The sequence below is a fragment of the Nostoc sp. genome (assembly GCF_036918245.1).
GTDB lineage: Bacteria > Cyanobacteriota > Cyanobacteriia > Cyanobacteriales > Nostocaceae > Nostoc.
In genome coordinates, this window is the sequence record NZ_JBALEF010000068.1 from 1 (window position 1) to 14,157 (window position 14,157).

Sequence of the window (14,157 nt, forward strand, 5' to 3'; positions counted from 1 at the left end):
AAGAGTTCAGCCTTTTAGTGACAGTAATCTGCTGTCGGGCTGGATTAGTTATTTCCGGGCTGGATACCGTGATTCACTAATCAACGAATCGCACCATATAAGTAAATGCGTTCCGTAGAAACGGAACGCACTTAAGACAAAATTTACAGTTGATAAAGAAATCATGAAGCGAGCGCGTTACAGGTGATGTGACTACTGGGATTGATTTTGGCTTGGTAGTTGCTGCTTATCTGTGTGGTGAGGAATAATATTATTACTATCTAGATTGCGTAGGTATAAACTCTAAATATTTGTAAATATTATAGTAGCAAATTGCCAAGTGCTAACTTCAGTGGATTATCTACAGAAGCTTCAACTCTACTGAACACTGGAATGCTTCGCCGTTAGCCGTATGACACAATTAGAAGACTAATATGGAACTACTATGACACAAAGGCTAAACCAGATTGAGGCAATCTTAGAACGGACAGCACAAAGGGCTGAAGCGAATACAGGCGCAATGTCTGATGACAACCCGCTTCTCTACGAGACGCTCTGCGAATGCGTTTACGCGCAACTACGCTCAACCGTAAATTCCTTGTTGCAGGTACGTAACTTTGAAGCGATTGTCACTGAACTCAGAGAAATCAGATCGGAAATTAGAGGCTTGAAAACTGAAAGTCAACACATTTTAGAACATTTGTTCGGTAGACAGGAGAACGGCAAGTAATGAGCGATCGCCACACCACAACTGCTGCACGTCTCAATGTTTACATCCAAGGTCAAGGATTTCCAATTTTGGGTTTACATGGTCATCCTGGTACTGGTCGTAGTCTTTCTGTCTTTACCAATCATTTATCAAAACGCTACAAAACTTTTGCCCCCGATTTACGCGGATACGGCAAAAGTCGCTACAACGGCAATTTTGATATGAATGACCATTTGACTGATTTAGAAGCGCTGCTAGACCGTTTTCAGATTGAAAAGTGCTTAGTATTGGGATGGTCACTTGGAGGCATTCTAGCAATGGAGATGGCATTACGTTTGCCAGAGCGCATTACTGGGCTGATTTTGGTGGCGACAGCCGCAAAACCCCGTGGCAGTCATCCTCCTATCACTTGGCAAGATAATTTATATACTGGCGTTGCTGCCCTATTGAACTATATAAAACCGAGTTGGCAATGGAATATTGAAACTTTTGGTAAGCGATCGCTTTTCCGCTACCTAATCCAACAACATACATCTACCAGTTACAACTACATCGCCAAGGAAGCAGTACCAGCTTATTTGCAAACCTCTCCTGCTGCTACTCGCGCTCTCTATAGTGCAATTCAATCAGGATACAATCGGCTTCTAGATTTGCAACAAATACAATGTCCTAGTTTAGTACTTGCTGGTGAACAAGACCGCCACATCACATCTGATTCCAGCTTAGAAACTGCTCGACATCTCCCAAATTCTCAGTGGCAGTGCTATCCCAACACTGCCCATCTTTTTCCGTGGGAAGTTCCCCAGCTGGTGCTGAATGATATTAACCATTGGCTCGAAGAACATCCGCACGTAATTGGTAGTCAATAGTCTAAATATTTAATATTTAAAAAAATTTTGACTATTGACAAAGAAATGGAGACGGAAGATGTGGTGACGCAATAAGTTAAAAAGACGCAATAACCCCCAATAAAAGGATTTTCTGTGTCTTTATGTCTTTACGTCTTTGCATCAGAGCATCCTTTTCATTCTCTGGCCTAACTTAAATTTGACCGCCAAAGGCAGGCTGTACTTTGCGGTCAAATCTTTCCCCCAAGTCGTCAGCAATTGTTAAAGTATTAGGTTTGCAGCGTTTGACATTCACAATAATTCCCTGCGCTCCTTCGAGTTCCAAATCTTCTATGTATCCTTTGCTTGCTAATGTTGCATCAGAAGAACTTAGAAATGGCCCGAAGTAATACGTGCAACGAGGATTCTGCGTCACAATCTCTACCCACCAAGCCAAGCCGAGGTAGTCGAATGTGTTAATTAACACTTCCTTGAGGTTATGCCAAATGGTTTTCATGGTTTTCGCCGATTTATAAACGTCTATAGGGTGTTAAACGATATGCTGCCTGATTATCTGTTACATTTCTTTATACTCTGTTACTGATATTTTTTCAAAGAGATTTTTTGTAATTTATCTAAGTGCAGCGTATTTAGCGATCGCTGGCGATAAATCTCATAAAGGGCCATACCCGCTGCTACAGAAGCATTCAGGCTGGGAGTCTTACCCTGTAAAGGAATCGATACTAAAAAATCACAGGAGCGTTGAGTTAACATACCCAGACCTTCACCTTCTGAGCCGATTACCAAAACAATTGAACCAGTGAAATTGACTGTATGCAAAGGTTCGCTGCCACTTGCAGCTGTACCGTAAATCCAAAAGCCAGCTTCTTTTAATTCTTCTAAGGAGCGGCTGAGATTGACAACTCTAGCTACAGCAAAATTTTCTAAAGCGCCTGCTGCCACTTTCATGACAGTGGAAGTGATCCCAGATGCCCTTCTTTGGGGAATCACCAATCCTTGAGCGCCTATTGCTTCAGCAGTGCGAATAATTGCTCCCAAGTTGTGGGGATCGGTAATTCCGTCAGCCACGACAATTACAGCATCGGTTACAGATTTGCACTGCTCAATTAGATCGGGCAATTCGATGTAAGCGTAGGGAGCAATTTGTGCTGCCACACCTTGGTGATTAGCGCCGTTGGTGAGATAGTCTAAACGCTTGGGTTCAACCTCATCAATAACTGTGCCATTTTCCTTTGCTTGCAAGAGGAAATGGTGAAAGCTGGGATCGTACCGCAGACGGGTGGTAATCCAGAGACGGTTGAGATTGCGCTGATTTTGCAATGCACTCAATACTGGATGACGACCGTAGATGAGATCGCTATCTTCTTCTGTCGGTTGTGTAGATACAGACGGCTGGGAGAGGTTGCTATTTCGTTGTTGTCGGGAGTTGCTATAACTGGGGTTGCTATCTATTTTCCGGGGATTGCGATTCGGATTAACAACAGAGATGGTGTTGCCATCTACTTTTTTGGGATTGTGAGTCGGATTAGCAACAGAGATGGGGTTGCTATCTACTTTTCTGGGATTGCGAGTCGGATTAGCAACAGAGATGGGGTTGCTATCTACTTTTCTAGGATTGCGAGTCGGATTAGCAACAGAGACGGGGTTGCTATCTACTTTTCTGGGATTGCGAGTCGGATTAGTAACAACACGCTTACCTTTAATTTTTACGGGTTGTCCCCGATTGGGTTCGCTAGAAGTCTTGACTTTTCTGGGTTTATTCTGCATTTGAGTTATGGATATAGCGTATGGTTGATCTTCCGATTCCCTCAATTTTTTGAACCTAATCTAGTGTTGTCGCTACTGCGAAATTGAGTTTTCACTCTTTTTCTAGATGAAGTATTTGCAACAGTTCGGTTAGACGTTGGTAATCGGTGATATATAAGTAGCCTATTAAAGTTTCTAGACTAGTTGCCTGTTGATAAATTTCGGGATTAAGTCGCTTAGGGCGTCCTGTTGCGGCGTTTCTACCCCGTCGGACAATTTCTAATTCGGTATCCCTGAGATGAGGAATCAGCGATCGCAAATGTAGCGCTTGTGTTTCTGCTCTTACCTGCTCCACTACCAGACGATGGTAAATTCCTGACCGCTGCAATGGCAGCAGATAGAACATTCTAACATACAATTCATAAATTGCATCCCCCAAATATGCTAAAGCACTAGGAGAAATTTGTTGCACTTGTGAGAGGGAAATCTGTTGGAATGGCCCTGTGGTTGCCAAGAGTGCTTCAGTCCAAGACAAACTTTGTTTGGGAGTTTCATCTTGTCCATTTAATAGCTCTTCCTCCTGTGACTTCACAAATAAATCATTCCTTGACGGGCTACATTTGGCAGGCATTCTTCGCAAAGACTGATTTTTCTGAAGTATGCCGTGATAGTATACTTAGCATAATCAATACTATCAAAATTACTTCCTAATTTCATCTTTTTGATTGAGAGTTGGCATTTTAAATCACCCTGATGTCAACATCTATAAACCAAATTTCGCCCACTTCTTGTGGTCTGCGCCTAAGATAGGGTAAAATTTTAACATCAATTTCACCCTTTTACTTGGTAGCATTCCCATGCTTACGGAGTAAACGACAACTTTTAACTATACAGCATCAAGTCAAGTCTATCTATAAACAAATCTGCTGGCTTTGTATTTCTTACAAATATCTCAGACTTGATTATTTATCCAATATTTTAGCCAACGATTACATACCCAAGAGTTGGGTGTCTATATCTTTAGTTATGTACTCAACTTTAAACATAATAGCTCAACTGGCTTGATGCCTCTCCCACAAGGAGAGAGGTTTTCTGCCAGAAGTTTTAAAAATTAAGCTATCCGATATTGAATCTGGATAGCTAAATTTAACTCTCAGGTCGAGCAATCAACACTACTTGACGTTTTCTAGAGCGTCTTCAACTGATTTTTGCAGGGAGAGAAACTTCTCTAGGCGAACAAGCTTGACCGTTTGAGTTACGCGGGCATTAGTGACAATTTGCAAAGTACCATCAGCAGTTTGAGCCTGCTTGGCTAGCTGCACCAGAGCACCCAAGCCAGAGCTATCAACAAAGTCAATTTGTGAGAGATCCAAAATAATGTGCTTAGGACCCTCGTCTATCTTGCTGCCAAGTGTCTTGCGAAATGTCGGCTCAGAAAAAGCATCTAACAAACCTGTGAGGCGGAATAGCTGACAGTTATCCCGGACTTCACGAGTGCCCCTCAGGCTAACGGTTAGATTCAGTGGCTCAGCAATAATTCCCTCCTCATGAGTTAAAGTGAACGCTCAAGTATAGATGGTTTTTGAGCAAGTTGTCTACAATCTGCTGGAATAGGGGATTGAGTACTGGGGATTGGAAAACTTTTCCTCAGTCATTAGTCCCCAATCTTCCATTTGCATTTTGCTATTTTTATTTAATCCTAGATGCGACAACTTGACTCTCGCTTTTTGCGCCAATTCCAAATTAAAAATGCATAGTTCAAAAAGAAATCTTTCATTTTTAATTTTTAATTCCCGGTTCACGTAGCGTCTCGTAGGGAAGGGGTTGACGTGCTGTTCGCATGGCTTGAACAAATTGCTCAAACAAGTAATCAGCATCGTGTGGGCCAGGACTAGCTTCTGGATGATACTGTACGGAGAACACAGGTAGAGATTTGTGCCGTACCCCGGCAATGGTGCGATCGTTTAAGTTCAGGTGGCTGATTTCTACAACTGCCGTAGGTAAAGAATCTGGATCAATAGCAAAACTATGATTTTGGCTAGTAATTTCTACCCGTTGTTGTAAACCGGCAGGCTGATTCAAACCACGATGACCAAATTTGAGTTTATAGGTTTCTGCTCCTAGTGCATGACCTAAAATCTGGTGTCCCATACAAATACCAAAGATGGGTTTTTCACTTAACAGGAGTGCTTTGGCAGTTGCAATCCCTTCAGTGACCGCAGCAGGGTCGCCAGGCCCATTAGAAAGAAACACACCATCTGGATTGTATTTGAGAATTTCCTCTGGTGGTGTATCAGCGGGTACAACAATTACCCGGCAACCATAACTTACTAAGCGACGTAAGATATTACGTTTAACGCCAAAGTCAAGGGCAACAACGGTAAAGGCTTCCTCAAGATTTTCTCCAGCCTCAGAGTTAAATTCCCAAGCTGGAATTGTGGGATCAGACCATTCATAAGCCGTTGAGGTGGTGACTTCACGAACCAGATTCAATCCTGCCATGTTAGGGGCTGCTAGTACCTGTTCTAGCAATTCCGCTTCATCAAGAATGGTTGTAGAAATACCACCGTTCATCGCTCCGAATATCCGAATTTTGCGGGTGAGGGCGCGGGTATCGATGCCGTAAATTCCTGGTATTTGGTTTTGTTTGAAGTAGTCAGGTAAAGATTGTGTTGATCGCCAGTTACTTGGACGGTGACAAATATTCCGGGCGATCGCACCCCGCACTTGGGGGCCATCTGATTCTTCATCTTCAGGATTGACGCCAGTATTCCCCAATTCAGGATAGGTAAAAATGACTATCTGACCGCGGTAACTAGGGTCAGTCAAGACTTCTTGATAGCCTGTCATGCCAGTGTTGAACACCACTTCTCCGATCGCGGTTCCCGTCGCACCAAAAGACCAACCGCGATAAGTGGTTCCATCTGCTAGGACAAGTAAAGCTGGTATTGAGTCAGTCAGGGGCATAGGTGATAGGATTGGGGATTGGGCATGGGGTTGGGGCATTGGGGAGCCAGTGCGTTGGGCGGGCAATGCCCGACTTGTTCGCGTTGCGTCTCCCCTTGGGAGAAGCAACTGGCGTCATTGGGAAAACTCTTATCGCCTATTCCCTATTCCCCATTCCTCATTGCTTAATACTGCGATTGTTAATTATCCCATGAGTTGAGCAATTGGGAGTTTTTAAGATAGTTAATTAAAATTAAAAGGGAATTAAAGCAGCGGGAGTGGATTTGACAAAGCTTGGGCAGTTAAAATTAATTATGCTTCAGTCTTTTTTATCCCGTGCAACCCTAATTTTTGTATCAAGCACTCTAGCGGTTTTGTGCGTTGCCTGTAGTGAAGACAAACTGAACACCGCTACTGGTGGCGATGAGCAACCTACGCCAATTAGGGATCTAGCACCAGTCCAGCCTAGCGTTGAACCAGTAAGACCAGCAGCTACCCCAGAAGCGCAGCCGCTAGATCCGTTTGAAAGTGAACCAAGTCTTTTTGAGATGGGCCGAGACAAAGCTGTTGGTGCTTGGAGTATTAGCCAATCAGCTCAATCTCCAGATGATTGGAAATTGGTGGCGAGTCAGTACCAGGATGCGATCGCGCTGATGCAAAGAGTACGGCGACAAAGCCCAGAATTTGCGATCGCTCAAACCAAAATCACGGAATATCGCCGCCAAGTTAAATATGCCCAACAGCAAGCTAATCCTCGCCCTGTTGCTGTTAGAGTACCTCATAAAATAGTAGTTGTTGTCCCCCAAAGAGAAACTATACCAAAGTTCACCTTACCTCCACGAGAAACAAAACCGTTATCACCAGAGCCAGGTTTGCCCTCATCAGCAGTGGTGATTCCCGATGAAGCAGTATTTACAGCCCCGATAAAAAGGCGAATTGGTGGCACGCCGATTGTGGAAGTTACCTTCAATGGTCAGCAACAATTTGAGATGATTGTGGATACGGGAGCAAGTGGTACTGTCATCACCCAAGAGATGGCTAATGCTTTGGGAATCGTCACAGTGGGAAAAGCTAAGGCAAACACTGCAAGTTCCAGAGCTGTAGAATTTCCTGTGGGCTATGTTAATTCGATGGCAGTTGGCGGGGTAATAGTGAATAAAATACCAGTAGCGATCGCAGGTGCGGAACTAGAAACTGGACTTCTAGGACATGACTTTTTTGGCAACTACGATGTCACCATTAAGCGTAATGTCATAGAATTTCGCCCGCAATTGCGATCGCAAATCAATTCCCCAGAAACTCAACTAACTGCTCCAACTTCGTCCAACCTGCCCCACTTTGTAGGATATCCTTAGCGATTTTAATACCCTCGGCGTGATCGAGGAAAGCGATCGTACCCGCTACTTGCAGTGCCAACGACGCATTCAAAGCTACTACATCTTGTTGTGCCTGAGTTCCCTTACCTTGGAGTACAGCCTTGAGAATCACCGCATTCTCTTGGACATCTCCACCCCGAAGCATACCTATGGAAGCAGGCGTTAAATCCAAATCTAGGGGATTAATGGTAGTTAACTGCACTTCTCCATCTGATAACACCGCTAAGTCAGTTTCATCTCCTAACCCAGCCTCATCAAGTTTTTCTCGCCCGTGCAGCACAATCGCCTTTTCCTTACCCAAATTCTGTAAAGCTTCAGCAACAGTTGCCAAAAGTTTGGGAGTAAATAAGCCCACCACTTGCCCAGTTGGACGCAAGGGATTTACTAAAGGCCCGAGCAAATTAAAAATTGTTCGCACTTTCAAAGTCCGCCGTAATGACGCAACCGCCTTGAGTGCTGGATGCCAACCAGGGGCAAACAAGAAGGTGATCCCGACTTCTTGTAGTGCTGCTTCTACTTTTTCACTAGAGGCACTTAAGTTTACACCCAAGGCTTCCAATACGTCTGCACTTCCTGTAAGACTTGACGCGGAACGATTGCCGTGTTTGGCGACGGGTACACCATAGGCAGCGGCAACAAATGCAACTGCTGTAGAAATATTAAAGGTTGATGACCCATCTCCACCAGTGCCACAGGTATCTATTACAGTGCTGTTAGCGATAGCGGGGCCTTGAGCCAGTGGTGAGGGCTGAGTGCTGAGTGGCGAACATTGAGATTGTAATACTTCAGCCATACCGGTCAACTCGTCAGCAGAAATGCCTCTAAAGTTCAGCGCTGTTAATATAGCCCCTGATAACTCTGGGGGAACCGCTTCACTGAGCCAACCTTGCATCAATTCAGCAGATTGAGTACGAGACAATGATTGTCCATCTATTAATTGTTGCAACAGAATATACCAGCTAACAGAGGATTCTTGAGCAGGGATTGGGGAAGTTGCCATAGCTAAGGTTTTTGTAGGTATGGGAGCCATCCTACCGAAAAATGAGAAGCAGCCAAGCTTGGGAAACTAAAATCCCAACCTTTTGCTTTTCTTAGGAGTTGACATTTAAGCAATTACTTATGTATTCTATAAATAGTTAAGCGTTTGCTTAAATATGTGGTTAATAGGAATGAGTAGACCTGCTGCCAGTGCGGATGTTTTTGTGGCGATCGCAGATCCCACACGCAGGGCGCTACTGGATCTGTTACGTAGTGGTGAGCAACCAGTCAAAGAACTAGCCCAGCCATTTGCCATGAGTTTGCCAGCGATTTCTCAGCACTTACAGATTCTTTGTGAAGCAGGCTTAGTACAAATGCGGAAAGCAGGGCGACAGCGTTTCTATCGGCTAAACCCGGAGCCATTGAAACAGATATCTGAATGGATTGCTCATTACGAGCAGTTTTGGCAAGAAAAACTCGATGCCCTTGGTAATTATTTGGAGGAAAATTGATGCTCCGATTGAATATGGAAGTGTTCTATCCCTATCCTCCCCAACGGGTTTGGCAGGTACTCACTAACCGTCAGGCATTGGCAGTATGGCTAATGGAAAACGACTTTGAGCCGCGTTTGGGACACAAATTCCGATTTGTGCATTCGACACTGCCAGGGCTGGAGGGAAACATAGACTGTGAGGTAATTGAACTCGATGAGCCAAGACGGCTTGCGTTCACTTGGCAAGACAGTATGATGTGCCAGCCTTCAGTTGTTACCTGGACAATCCAACCCGTAGTTGGGGGTACGAAACTTCTACTCGAACATAAAGGTTTGATTCAAAAAGCCATCAAGCTAAATAAACCAATGGAACTTTCTCAACCGTGGCAAGGCAAATTTATGCATGAGTCTAAGGCAGGGATGCAGACAGTAATACCAAATAATCGCAGCACCGTATTCTCATCAATACCAGTTGGTAGATATGAGGCATTAAATAGTATCGTTCTTAGTTATTTTCTCAATGGTGGATGGAACTACAGTTTGCATGAAAAACTACCGCAAATCTTACTCACAGATTGCACCAGTTAAAGCGTAAATTCACATATTGCACGCTAATAATTACATTTAAATTCAAAGCTTGGCAACATTATCATTTGTGGTTATACGAGTATTAACCAAGCCAAATTAAATTGAGCTTTTGGAAAACTAAATATGAATAAACAGACTTTTGTTGACACAGAAGCTGAAACATGGTTTGAGTTTCAGGCTGTTCCAGGTACAAAATTATTGCCATTAGCTGAACCAGTGCCAAAAGGTTCAATTCGTAGACTAAAAATGATTGCTGGCAAAGTGATTCCAGTTCATTAACATCCTTGTGATGAATATGTTTATGTCCTGAAGGGAACGATTGAAACTGCTGGACGTGAATGCAAAGCAGGAACATTTTGGTTTACACCCGCTCATACCCGGAATGGCCTTCACAAAGCAATTACGTCCGTTGAGCTTATTACAATTTGTCTTGGTGAGATAGGAATATTTGAGAAGTTATAAAAATCCTAATTTCTTTAAAAAATAGCCTAAGTATTTTATTAACAACATAGTTTTTAATGAATATTTTATCTTACTTGGAGATATCAAATATGAATTATCAAATCCAACTCAGCATCCCAATGATTATTCAACGATCAGAAAGAGGGGAACGAGCATTAGATATTTATTCACGCTTACTTGCAGAACGAATTATCTTTTTGCGAAACGAAGTTACAGATGAGACAGCTAACCTCATCGTTGCACAAATGCTATTTCTTGATGCTGAAGATCCAGAGCAAGATATCACATTGTATATTAACAGTCCTGGAGGATCGGTGACAGCAGGAATGGCTATTTACGATGCCATGAATCAAATTCGTTCAGAAGTATGTACTGTATGTATCGGTATTGCTGCTTCAATGGGATCATTCTTGCTTGCTGCTGGAACTAAAGGGAAAAGATATGCTCTACCAAATGCTCGAATTATGATTCATCAACCATTAGGAGGCGCTCAGGGAAAAGCATCTGATATTGAAATTGCAGCCAAAGAAATTTTGTATTTCCGCCAATTAATTAACAAAATACTCGCTGCCAATACTGGTAAATCACTAGAGCAGATTCAACTAGATTCTGAACGAGACTTTTTCATGAGTGCCGAAGAAGCAAAAGCTTACGGTTTAATTGACAGTATCATCTTGAAAACATCTGCATCTATTTAATCTGCAAACAACTCTAATATCGACAAACAGTAATGGATGGAAACCAAAATGAAAATACTTATCATTGGTGGTACAAATTTTATTGGCCCTCCTCTAATCCGTCAACTGATTGCAATGGGTCATGAAGTGAGCGTATTTCATCGGGGAAAAACTACAACTAACTTACCACCTGATGTGCATGAAATTTTGGGCGTAGTTTACCCAGGGTAAGCGCATCTCAAACCCTATTGACAAGCGGATTGAGAAAAATCATCTAGAAACAAAGCTGGCGGCAAGAACAGTCAGCATATAATTGTTATCCATCGCGGCTCGATTGGATTTTTGACGATTACTAGGCTTGAATGATTGTTCGAGGTTTAAAGCATTAAGGGCTATTCGTCGTAGCAATGCTAAGTTTTGTGGAGCATGACCAGTACGAACACGACAAGCATCTTCGTTGAATGTTACTTCTTTTGTCCAATGTAAACCGTTTTCAATACTCCAATGTTCTCGAATCGCTCGACCTAATTTGATAGCATCACAGTCTAAACTAGTTAAATAAAACTGAACTTCGCGGGTTGTTTTATTCCAAATATTGTTAAGGAATCGCAAGTGTTTATCGGGGAAGTTGTAGTATAAATGGGACGTTTATCCAATATCTCCACTAAGGAAGGTGTCAAGATTTTTGAAAAGTTTGGTTATGTATTAGATCGCTAAACGGGAAGCCACATAATACTTTAGTGTAAATCAAAACCAATTTTATCAATTCCCAATCATCGAGAATTAGCACCTGGGTTACTTAGAAGTTTGATTCGACAGACAGGAATTACAGTTGATGAATTTCTCGAACACAAATGAACTTAGAGAAAAGCACTGATGACATTACCTACATCGGCAATAATAAATGCTGACTGCTGAGAAAGTTCAAACCTAAGTTTCTCTACTTCTTCGGTGATACGATCTAAGTCTTTTACACTTTTGACTTAACTGCTTGCTGTGATGCTTGTAAAGTCTGAGGCAAACTCCAGTCGGGACGCAAGCTAGCAGCGTTGCGTAAATAAATATGATGAATTGAGGCGGAGGTTGGCAGATAAGCGTGAATTAAGAAGCGAATACAGCGCTGTAAGCTGCCTTCGACGTGCATTTGCTGCACATCCAACATAGCCACATTATCCCAACCAGGACGCGCTCTTGCGATCGCAGCTGGAAAAACTGCATCCAAATCGCGTGTCACTGAGAAAGTCACACTAATGATGTCCCTTAGCTGGAATTGATTCCGGTTTTCTAGTTCATCAAGTAGTTCTGTAACCACTTCTCGGATTGTCTCAACAGTATTTTCTGAAGCGGTTGTTGCTCCGCGAATAGCCCGCATTTGCCAGTCCACGCCAAATCCTCCTTAAAACACAAAAGTGAGGAGTTAGGAGTTAAGAATGAGAAGTAAAGATTTTTAATTCAGAACTCCTCACTCATAACCAAAGGCGGAGCGTCTCCGGCTCCGCTCCTAACTCATATTAGGGTCGATATAACCACAGAGGTAAACCACTAGTAGACATTTCAAATTCGAGCCAATCAATACCAGCTCCAATTCCTGATGAAAACTGACGACTCCCTGGTATAAAGCGACTCAATAAGGGTTTACGTTCTTCTAGGGTATAGCAGAGAGTTTTTTCTGGATCGAGACCAACCAGTTCTGCTGTCCAGCGACGGGCATCTTCTTCTGTGCCCAGGCGGTCTACAACACCTAAAGCTAAGGCTTGCTGTCCAGTAAAAATCCGACCATCGGCGAAACTTTTTACAGCTTCTACCGTTAAAGAACGTCCATCAGCTACCGTTTGGACAAACTGCTGATAACTTGTGTCAATCAACTCTTGCAGTATGTGTTCTTCTGGTTCGGTCAGTTGCCGATCAAAAGCCAAAATGTCTTTGTAAGGGCCAGACTTAATTACTTGGAAGGAAACACCGATTTTTTCTAGCAAGCGTTCCAAGTTATTCCCACGCAGAATCACACCAATACTACCTGTAATCGTACCTGGGTTGGCAACAATGTGTTCGGCTCCCACGCCGATGTAGACTCCTCCAGAAGCCGAAATATTGCCAAAGCTAGCGACGATTTTGATTTTCTCGCGCAAACGCTTCAGGGCACTGTAGATTTCTTGAGAATCTCCGACTGTACCGCCAGGGCTATCGATACGTAGCAATAATGCCGGAAACTTTTTCTCTTCTACAGTTTTCAGGGCTTCTAGGACGCGTTTGCGAGTAGCACCGGCGATCGCACCAGTAATTTCAATCCGCGCAATTTGTTTTCTAAACTTGGGCTTAAACGGCCAAACCATGAGCTGTCAACATACCTCGTAATAAATTCAATATAAGATCCCCAACGGTCAAACGACCTGCTTTCCTCTGTTAAGAAACATGAGTAGGCATTGTGCTCGTCAGAATTTTAAGGAAATTTTTATATTTTTCAGTGAGTTTTATTTGATATTCTCAATTAATGCTAATCAAATCCTCAAAGATTGCAGATAACACAAAATGCCAAACTCTAGTTTAGCGTTAACGTGATGATTTAGAAAGGCTATTTTAGCTATTTTGCCAAATTCAAAGTTCTTAATGCCTTGTTATTCTGGCTTTTTGAATGTTTGACGACTGGTTTCCTACGGTCGCACACGTTTACTAGTTGTCAGTAATTAATAACTAATAACTAATCAATATATAAATATTTAATCAATCACTTCGACAGTTAATTTAATTAATAAAAATCCATTCAGCAACACTAATCTCTATTTAAGTTAAGACCAGTAGTACTTTCACTCTTGGAAATATCACTTTTTCCTGTCTTCTACAGCCCATAATCCCCTGACGAAGCTATTTTCACTATTTAAGAATCTATTCGTAAAATTTGATACCGATAATAAACATATATATCAAACAGTGCCCCAACGAAACTACAGGTCAAGCTAATTACAAATAATCCGCGTAGGGGAGTTCCACTGCCGAAGGTGGCGAGAAAATGCATAATCTGAGTTGTGATTGCCTCAGTTAACTCTTGTAAGCCAGGGAAGTGACCAATGAGGGATAGAAAGAGGAATCCGCCGCCAACGAAAAAGATGGGAACGACAAAACTAAAAATGATTGTGAGTACTAGGGAGCGGAGAAAGTTAGTAAAAATAGTCATTTAAGACAAACTCCGTGAGTAGAGATGACAAAAGCTGAGTAGCGGTTTGTCATTTTCTACAATACGAGCGATCGCTCCAGAGCAGCCAATCTGTCAAAAATCTTAAGTTTTCATTAAAATAAACGGCTAGCAGTTACAGCCCATGCTGGGGATATAAAAAGCGACTTAAATCTACAAAAACCT

17 protein-coding genes and 1 pseudogene are annotated in these 14,157 nt (G+C 42.6%); 8 read left to right on the forward strand and 10 right to left on the reverse strand.

Annotated elements, in window-relative coordinates; genetic code table 11:
* The first annotated feature begins 424 nt into the window (after positions 1-424).
* Together V7L12_RS18345 and V7L12_RS18350 are read left to right on the forward strand one after the other, a co-directional pair.
* On the forward strand, positions 425-709 hold the full coding sequence (locus tag V7L12_RS18345; RefSeq protein WP_335086342.1) for a hypothetical protein: 285 nt from the start codon (positions 425-427) through the stop codon (positions 707-709).
* Complete coding sequence (locus V7L12_RS18350) at positions 709-1,557, forward strand: alpha/beta fold hydrolase (RefSeq protein WP_335086344.1); 849 nt, start codon at positions 709-711, stop codon at positions 1,555-1,557. The genes V7L12_RS18345 and V7L12_RS18350 overlap by 1 nt, the downstream gene beginning before the upstream one ends.
* Before the next feature lie 172 nt (positions 1,558-1,729).
* Here the strand turns inward: V7L12_RS18350 and V7L12_RS18355 are convergent, their stop codons facing one another.
* The 5 genes from V7L12_RS18355 to carA form a co-directional block, all read right to left on the reverse strand.
* A complete protein-coding gene (locus V7L12_RS18355; RefSeq protein ID WP_104907785.1) occupies positions 1,730-2,032 on the reverse strand; it encodes a DUF1816 domain-containing protein in 303 nt (100 codons plus the stop codon).
* Positions 2,033-2,112: 80 nt separating this feature from the next.
* Positions 2,113-3,303, reverse strand: a complete 1,191-nt coding sequence (gene rlmB / locus V7L12_RS18360; RefSeq protein ID WP_335086347.1) for a 23S rRNA (guanosine(2251)-2'-O)-methyltransferase RlmB — start codon at positions 3,301-3,303, stop codon at positions 2,113-2,115.
* 91 nt (positions 3,304-3,394) lie between these two features.
* The gene (locus V7L12_RS18365; protein ID WP_322714078.1) at positions 3,395-3,874 is read right to left on the reverse strand and encodes a Mini-ribonuclease 3; all 480 of its coding nucleotides are present in this window, start codon (positions 3,872-3,874) and stop codon (positions 3,395-3,397) included.
* Positions 3,875-4,454: 580 nt separating this feature from the next.
* Positions 4,455-4,820, reverse strand: coding sequence for an STAS domain-containing protein (locus V7L12_RS18370; protein ID WP_084227153.1), 366 nt, complete (start codon positions 4,818-4,820; stop codon positions 4,455-4,457).
* Positions 4,821-5,061: 241 nt separating this feature from the next.
* Positions 5,062-6,249 carry a glutamine-hydrolyzing carbamoyl-phosphate synthase small subunit gene (gene carA / locus V7L12_RS18375; RefSeq protein ID WP_335086419.1) on the reverse strand — a complete coding sequence of 396 codons (1,188 nt, stop codon included), beginning with the start codon at positions 6,247-6,249 and terminating at the stop codon, positions 5,062-5,064.
* Between the two features lie 293 nt (positions 6,250-6,542).
* Here carA and V7L12_RS18380 point away from each other — a divergent pair, with 293 nt between their 5' ends.
* Positions 6,543-7,583, forward strand: coding sequence for a retropepsin-like aspartic protease family protein (locus V7L12_RS18380; protein WP_335086349.1), 1,041 nt, complete (start codon positions 6,543-6,545; stop codon positions 7,581-7,583).
* On the opposite strand, the gene trpD is transcribed toward V7L12_RS18380, so the two are convergent.
* Entirely contained in the window at positions 7,513-8,604 is a 1,092-nt protein-coding gene (trpD, locus tag V7L12_RS18385; RefSeq protein WP_335086351.1) for an anthranilate phosphoribosyltransferase, read from the reverse strand. The two genes, V7L12_RS18380 and trpD, sit on opposite strands and share 71 nt — an antisense overlap.
* Before the next feature lie 169 nt (positions 8,605-8,773).
* On the opposite strand from trpD, the gene V7L12_RS18390 reads away from it, so the two are divergent.
* From V7L12_RS18390 to V7L12_RS18410, 5 genes are all read left to right on the forward strand, one after another.
* Positions 8,774-9,094 carry an ArsR/SmtB family transcription factor gene (locus V7L12_RS18390; RefSeq protein WP_229492935.1) on the forward strand — a complete coding sequence of 107 codons (321 nt, stop codon included), beginning with the start codon at positions 8,774-8,776 and terminating at the stop codon, positions 9,092-9,094.
* The gene (locus V7L12_RS18395) at positions 9,094-9,663 is read left to right on the forward strand and encodes an SRPBCC family protein (RefSeq protein ID WP_335086353.1); all 570 of its coding nucleotides are present in this window, start codon (positions 9,094-9,096) and stop codon (positions 9,661-9,663) included. The genes V7L12_RS18390 and V7L12_RS18395 overlap by 1 nt, the downstream gene beginning before the upstream one ends.
* 123 nt (positions 9,664-9,786) lie before the next feature.
* The gene (locus tag V7L12_RS18400; protein WP_335086355.1) at positions 9,787-9,942 is read left to right on the forward strand and encodes a hypothetical protein; all 156 of its coding nucleotides are present in this window, start codon (positions 9,787-9,789) and stop codon (positions 9,940-9,942) included.
* Positions 9,943-10,214: 272 nt separating this feature from the next.
* The gene (gene clpP / locus V7L12_RS18405) at positions 10,215-10,823 is read left to right on the forward strand and encodes an ATP-dependent Clp endopeptidase proteolytic subunit ClpP (RefSeq protein ID WP_335086356.1); all 609 of its coding nucleotides are present in this window, start codon (positions 10,215-10,217) and stop codon (positions 10,821-10,823) included.
* A gap of 48 nt (positions 10,824-10,871) precedes the next feature.
* The gene (locus V7L12_RS18410) at positions 10,872-11,033 is read left to right on the forward strand and encodes a hypothetical protein (protein WP_335086358.1); all 162 of its coding nucleotides are present in this window, start codon (positions 10,872-10,874) and stop codon (positions 11,031-11,033) included.
* A gap of 39 nt (positions 11,034-11,072) precedes the next feature.
* Here V7L12_RS18410 and V7L12_RS18415 read toward each other — a convergent pair.
* The 4 genes and pseudogenes from V7L12_RS18415 to V7L12_RS18430 form a co-directional block, all read right to left on the reverse strand.
* A pseudogene (locus tag V7L12_RS18415) lies at positions 11,073-11,405 on the reverse strand (ISAs1 family transposase); the annotation flags it as partial.
* A 367-nt stretch (positions 11,406-11,772) separates the two neighbouring features.
* A complete protein-coding gene (gene aroH, locus V7L12_RS18420) occupies positions 11,773-12,186 on the reverse strand; it encodes a chorismate mutase (RefSeq protein ID WP_334815006.1) in 414 nt (137 codons plus the stop codon).
* A gap of 127 nt (positions 12,187-12,313) precedes the next feature.
* On the reverse strand, positions 12,314-13,135 hold the full coding sequence (gene sppA, locus V7L12_RS18425; RefSeq protein WP_334926909.1) for a signal peptide peptidase SppA: 822 nt from the start codon (positions 13,133-13,135) through the stop codon (positions 12,314-12,316).
* 542 nt (positions 13,136-13,677) lie between these two features.
* Entirely contained in the window at positions 13,678-13,974 is a 297-nt protein-coding gene (locus V7L12_RS18430; protein ID WP_335086360.1) for a hypothetical protein, read from the reverse strand.
* Between the last annotated feature and the right edge of the window lie 183 nt (positions 13,975-14,157).

Coding starts and splice junctions, on each gene's coding strand:
- V7L12_RS18345 (WP_335086342.1), top strand. CDS start 425: ATGACACAAAGGCTAAACCAGATTGAGGCAATCTTAGAACGGACAGCA.
- V7L12_RS18350 (WP_335086344.1), top strand. CDS start 709: ATGAGCGATCGCCACACCACAACTGCTGCACGTCTCAATGTTTACATC.
- V7L12_RS18355 (WP_104907785.1), bottom strand. CDS start 2,032: ATGAAAACCATTTGGCATAACCTCAAGGAAGTGTTAATTAACACATTC.
- rlmB (WP_335086347.1), bottom strand. CDS start 3,303: ATGCAGAATAAACCCAGAAAAGTCAAGACTTCTAGCGAACCCAATCGG.
- carA (WP_335086419.1), bottom strand. CDS start 6,249: ATGCCCCTGACTGACTCAATACCAGCTTTACTTGTCCTAGCAGATGGA.
- V7L12_RS18380 (WP_335086349.1), top strand. CDS start 6,543: ATGCTTCAGTCTTTTTTATCCCGTGCAACCCTAATTTTTGTATCAAGC.
- trpD (WP_335086351.1), bottom strand. CDS start 8,604: ATGGCAACTTCCCCAATCCCTGCTCAAGAATCCTCTGTTAGCTGGTAT.
- V7L12_RS18390 (WP_229492935.1), top strand. CDS start 8,774: ATGAGTAGACCTGCTGCCAGTGCGGATGTTTTTGTGGCGATCGCAGAT.
- V7L12_RS18395 (WP_335086353.1), top strand. CDS start 9,094: ATGCTCCGATTGAATATGGAAGTGTTCTATCCCTATCCTCCCCAACGG.
- V7L12_RS18400 (WP_335086355.1), top strand. CDS start 9,787: ATGAATAAACAGACTTTTGTTGACACAGAAGCTGAAACATGGTTTGAG.
- clpP (WP_335086356.1), top strand. CDS start 10,215: ATGAATTATCAAATCCAACTCAGCATCCCAATGATTATTCAACGATCA.
- V7L12_RS18410 (WP_335086358.1), top strand. CDS start 10,872: ATGAAAATACTTATCATTGGTGGTACAAATTTTATTGGCCCTCCTCTA.
- sppA (WP_334926909.1), bottom strand. CDS start 13,135: ATGGTTTGGCCGTTTAAGCCCAAGTTTAGAAAACAAATTGCGCGGATT.
- V7L12_RS18430 (WP_335086360.1), bottom strand. CDS start 13,974: ATGACTATTTTTACTAACTTTCTCCGCTCCCTAGTACTCACAATCATT.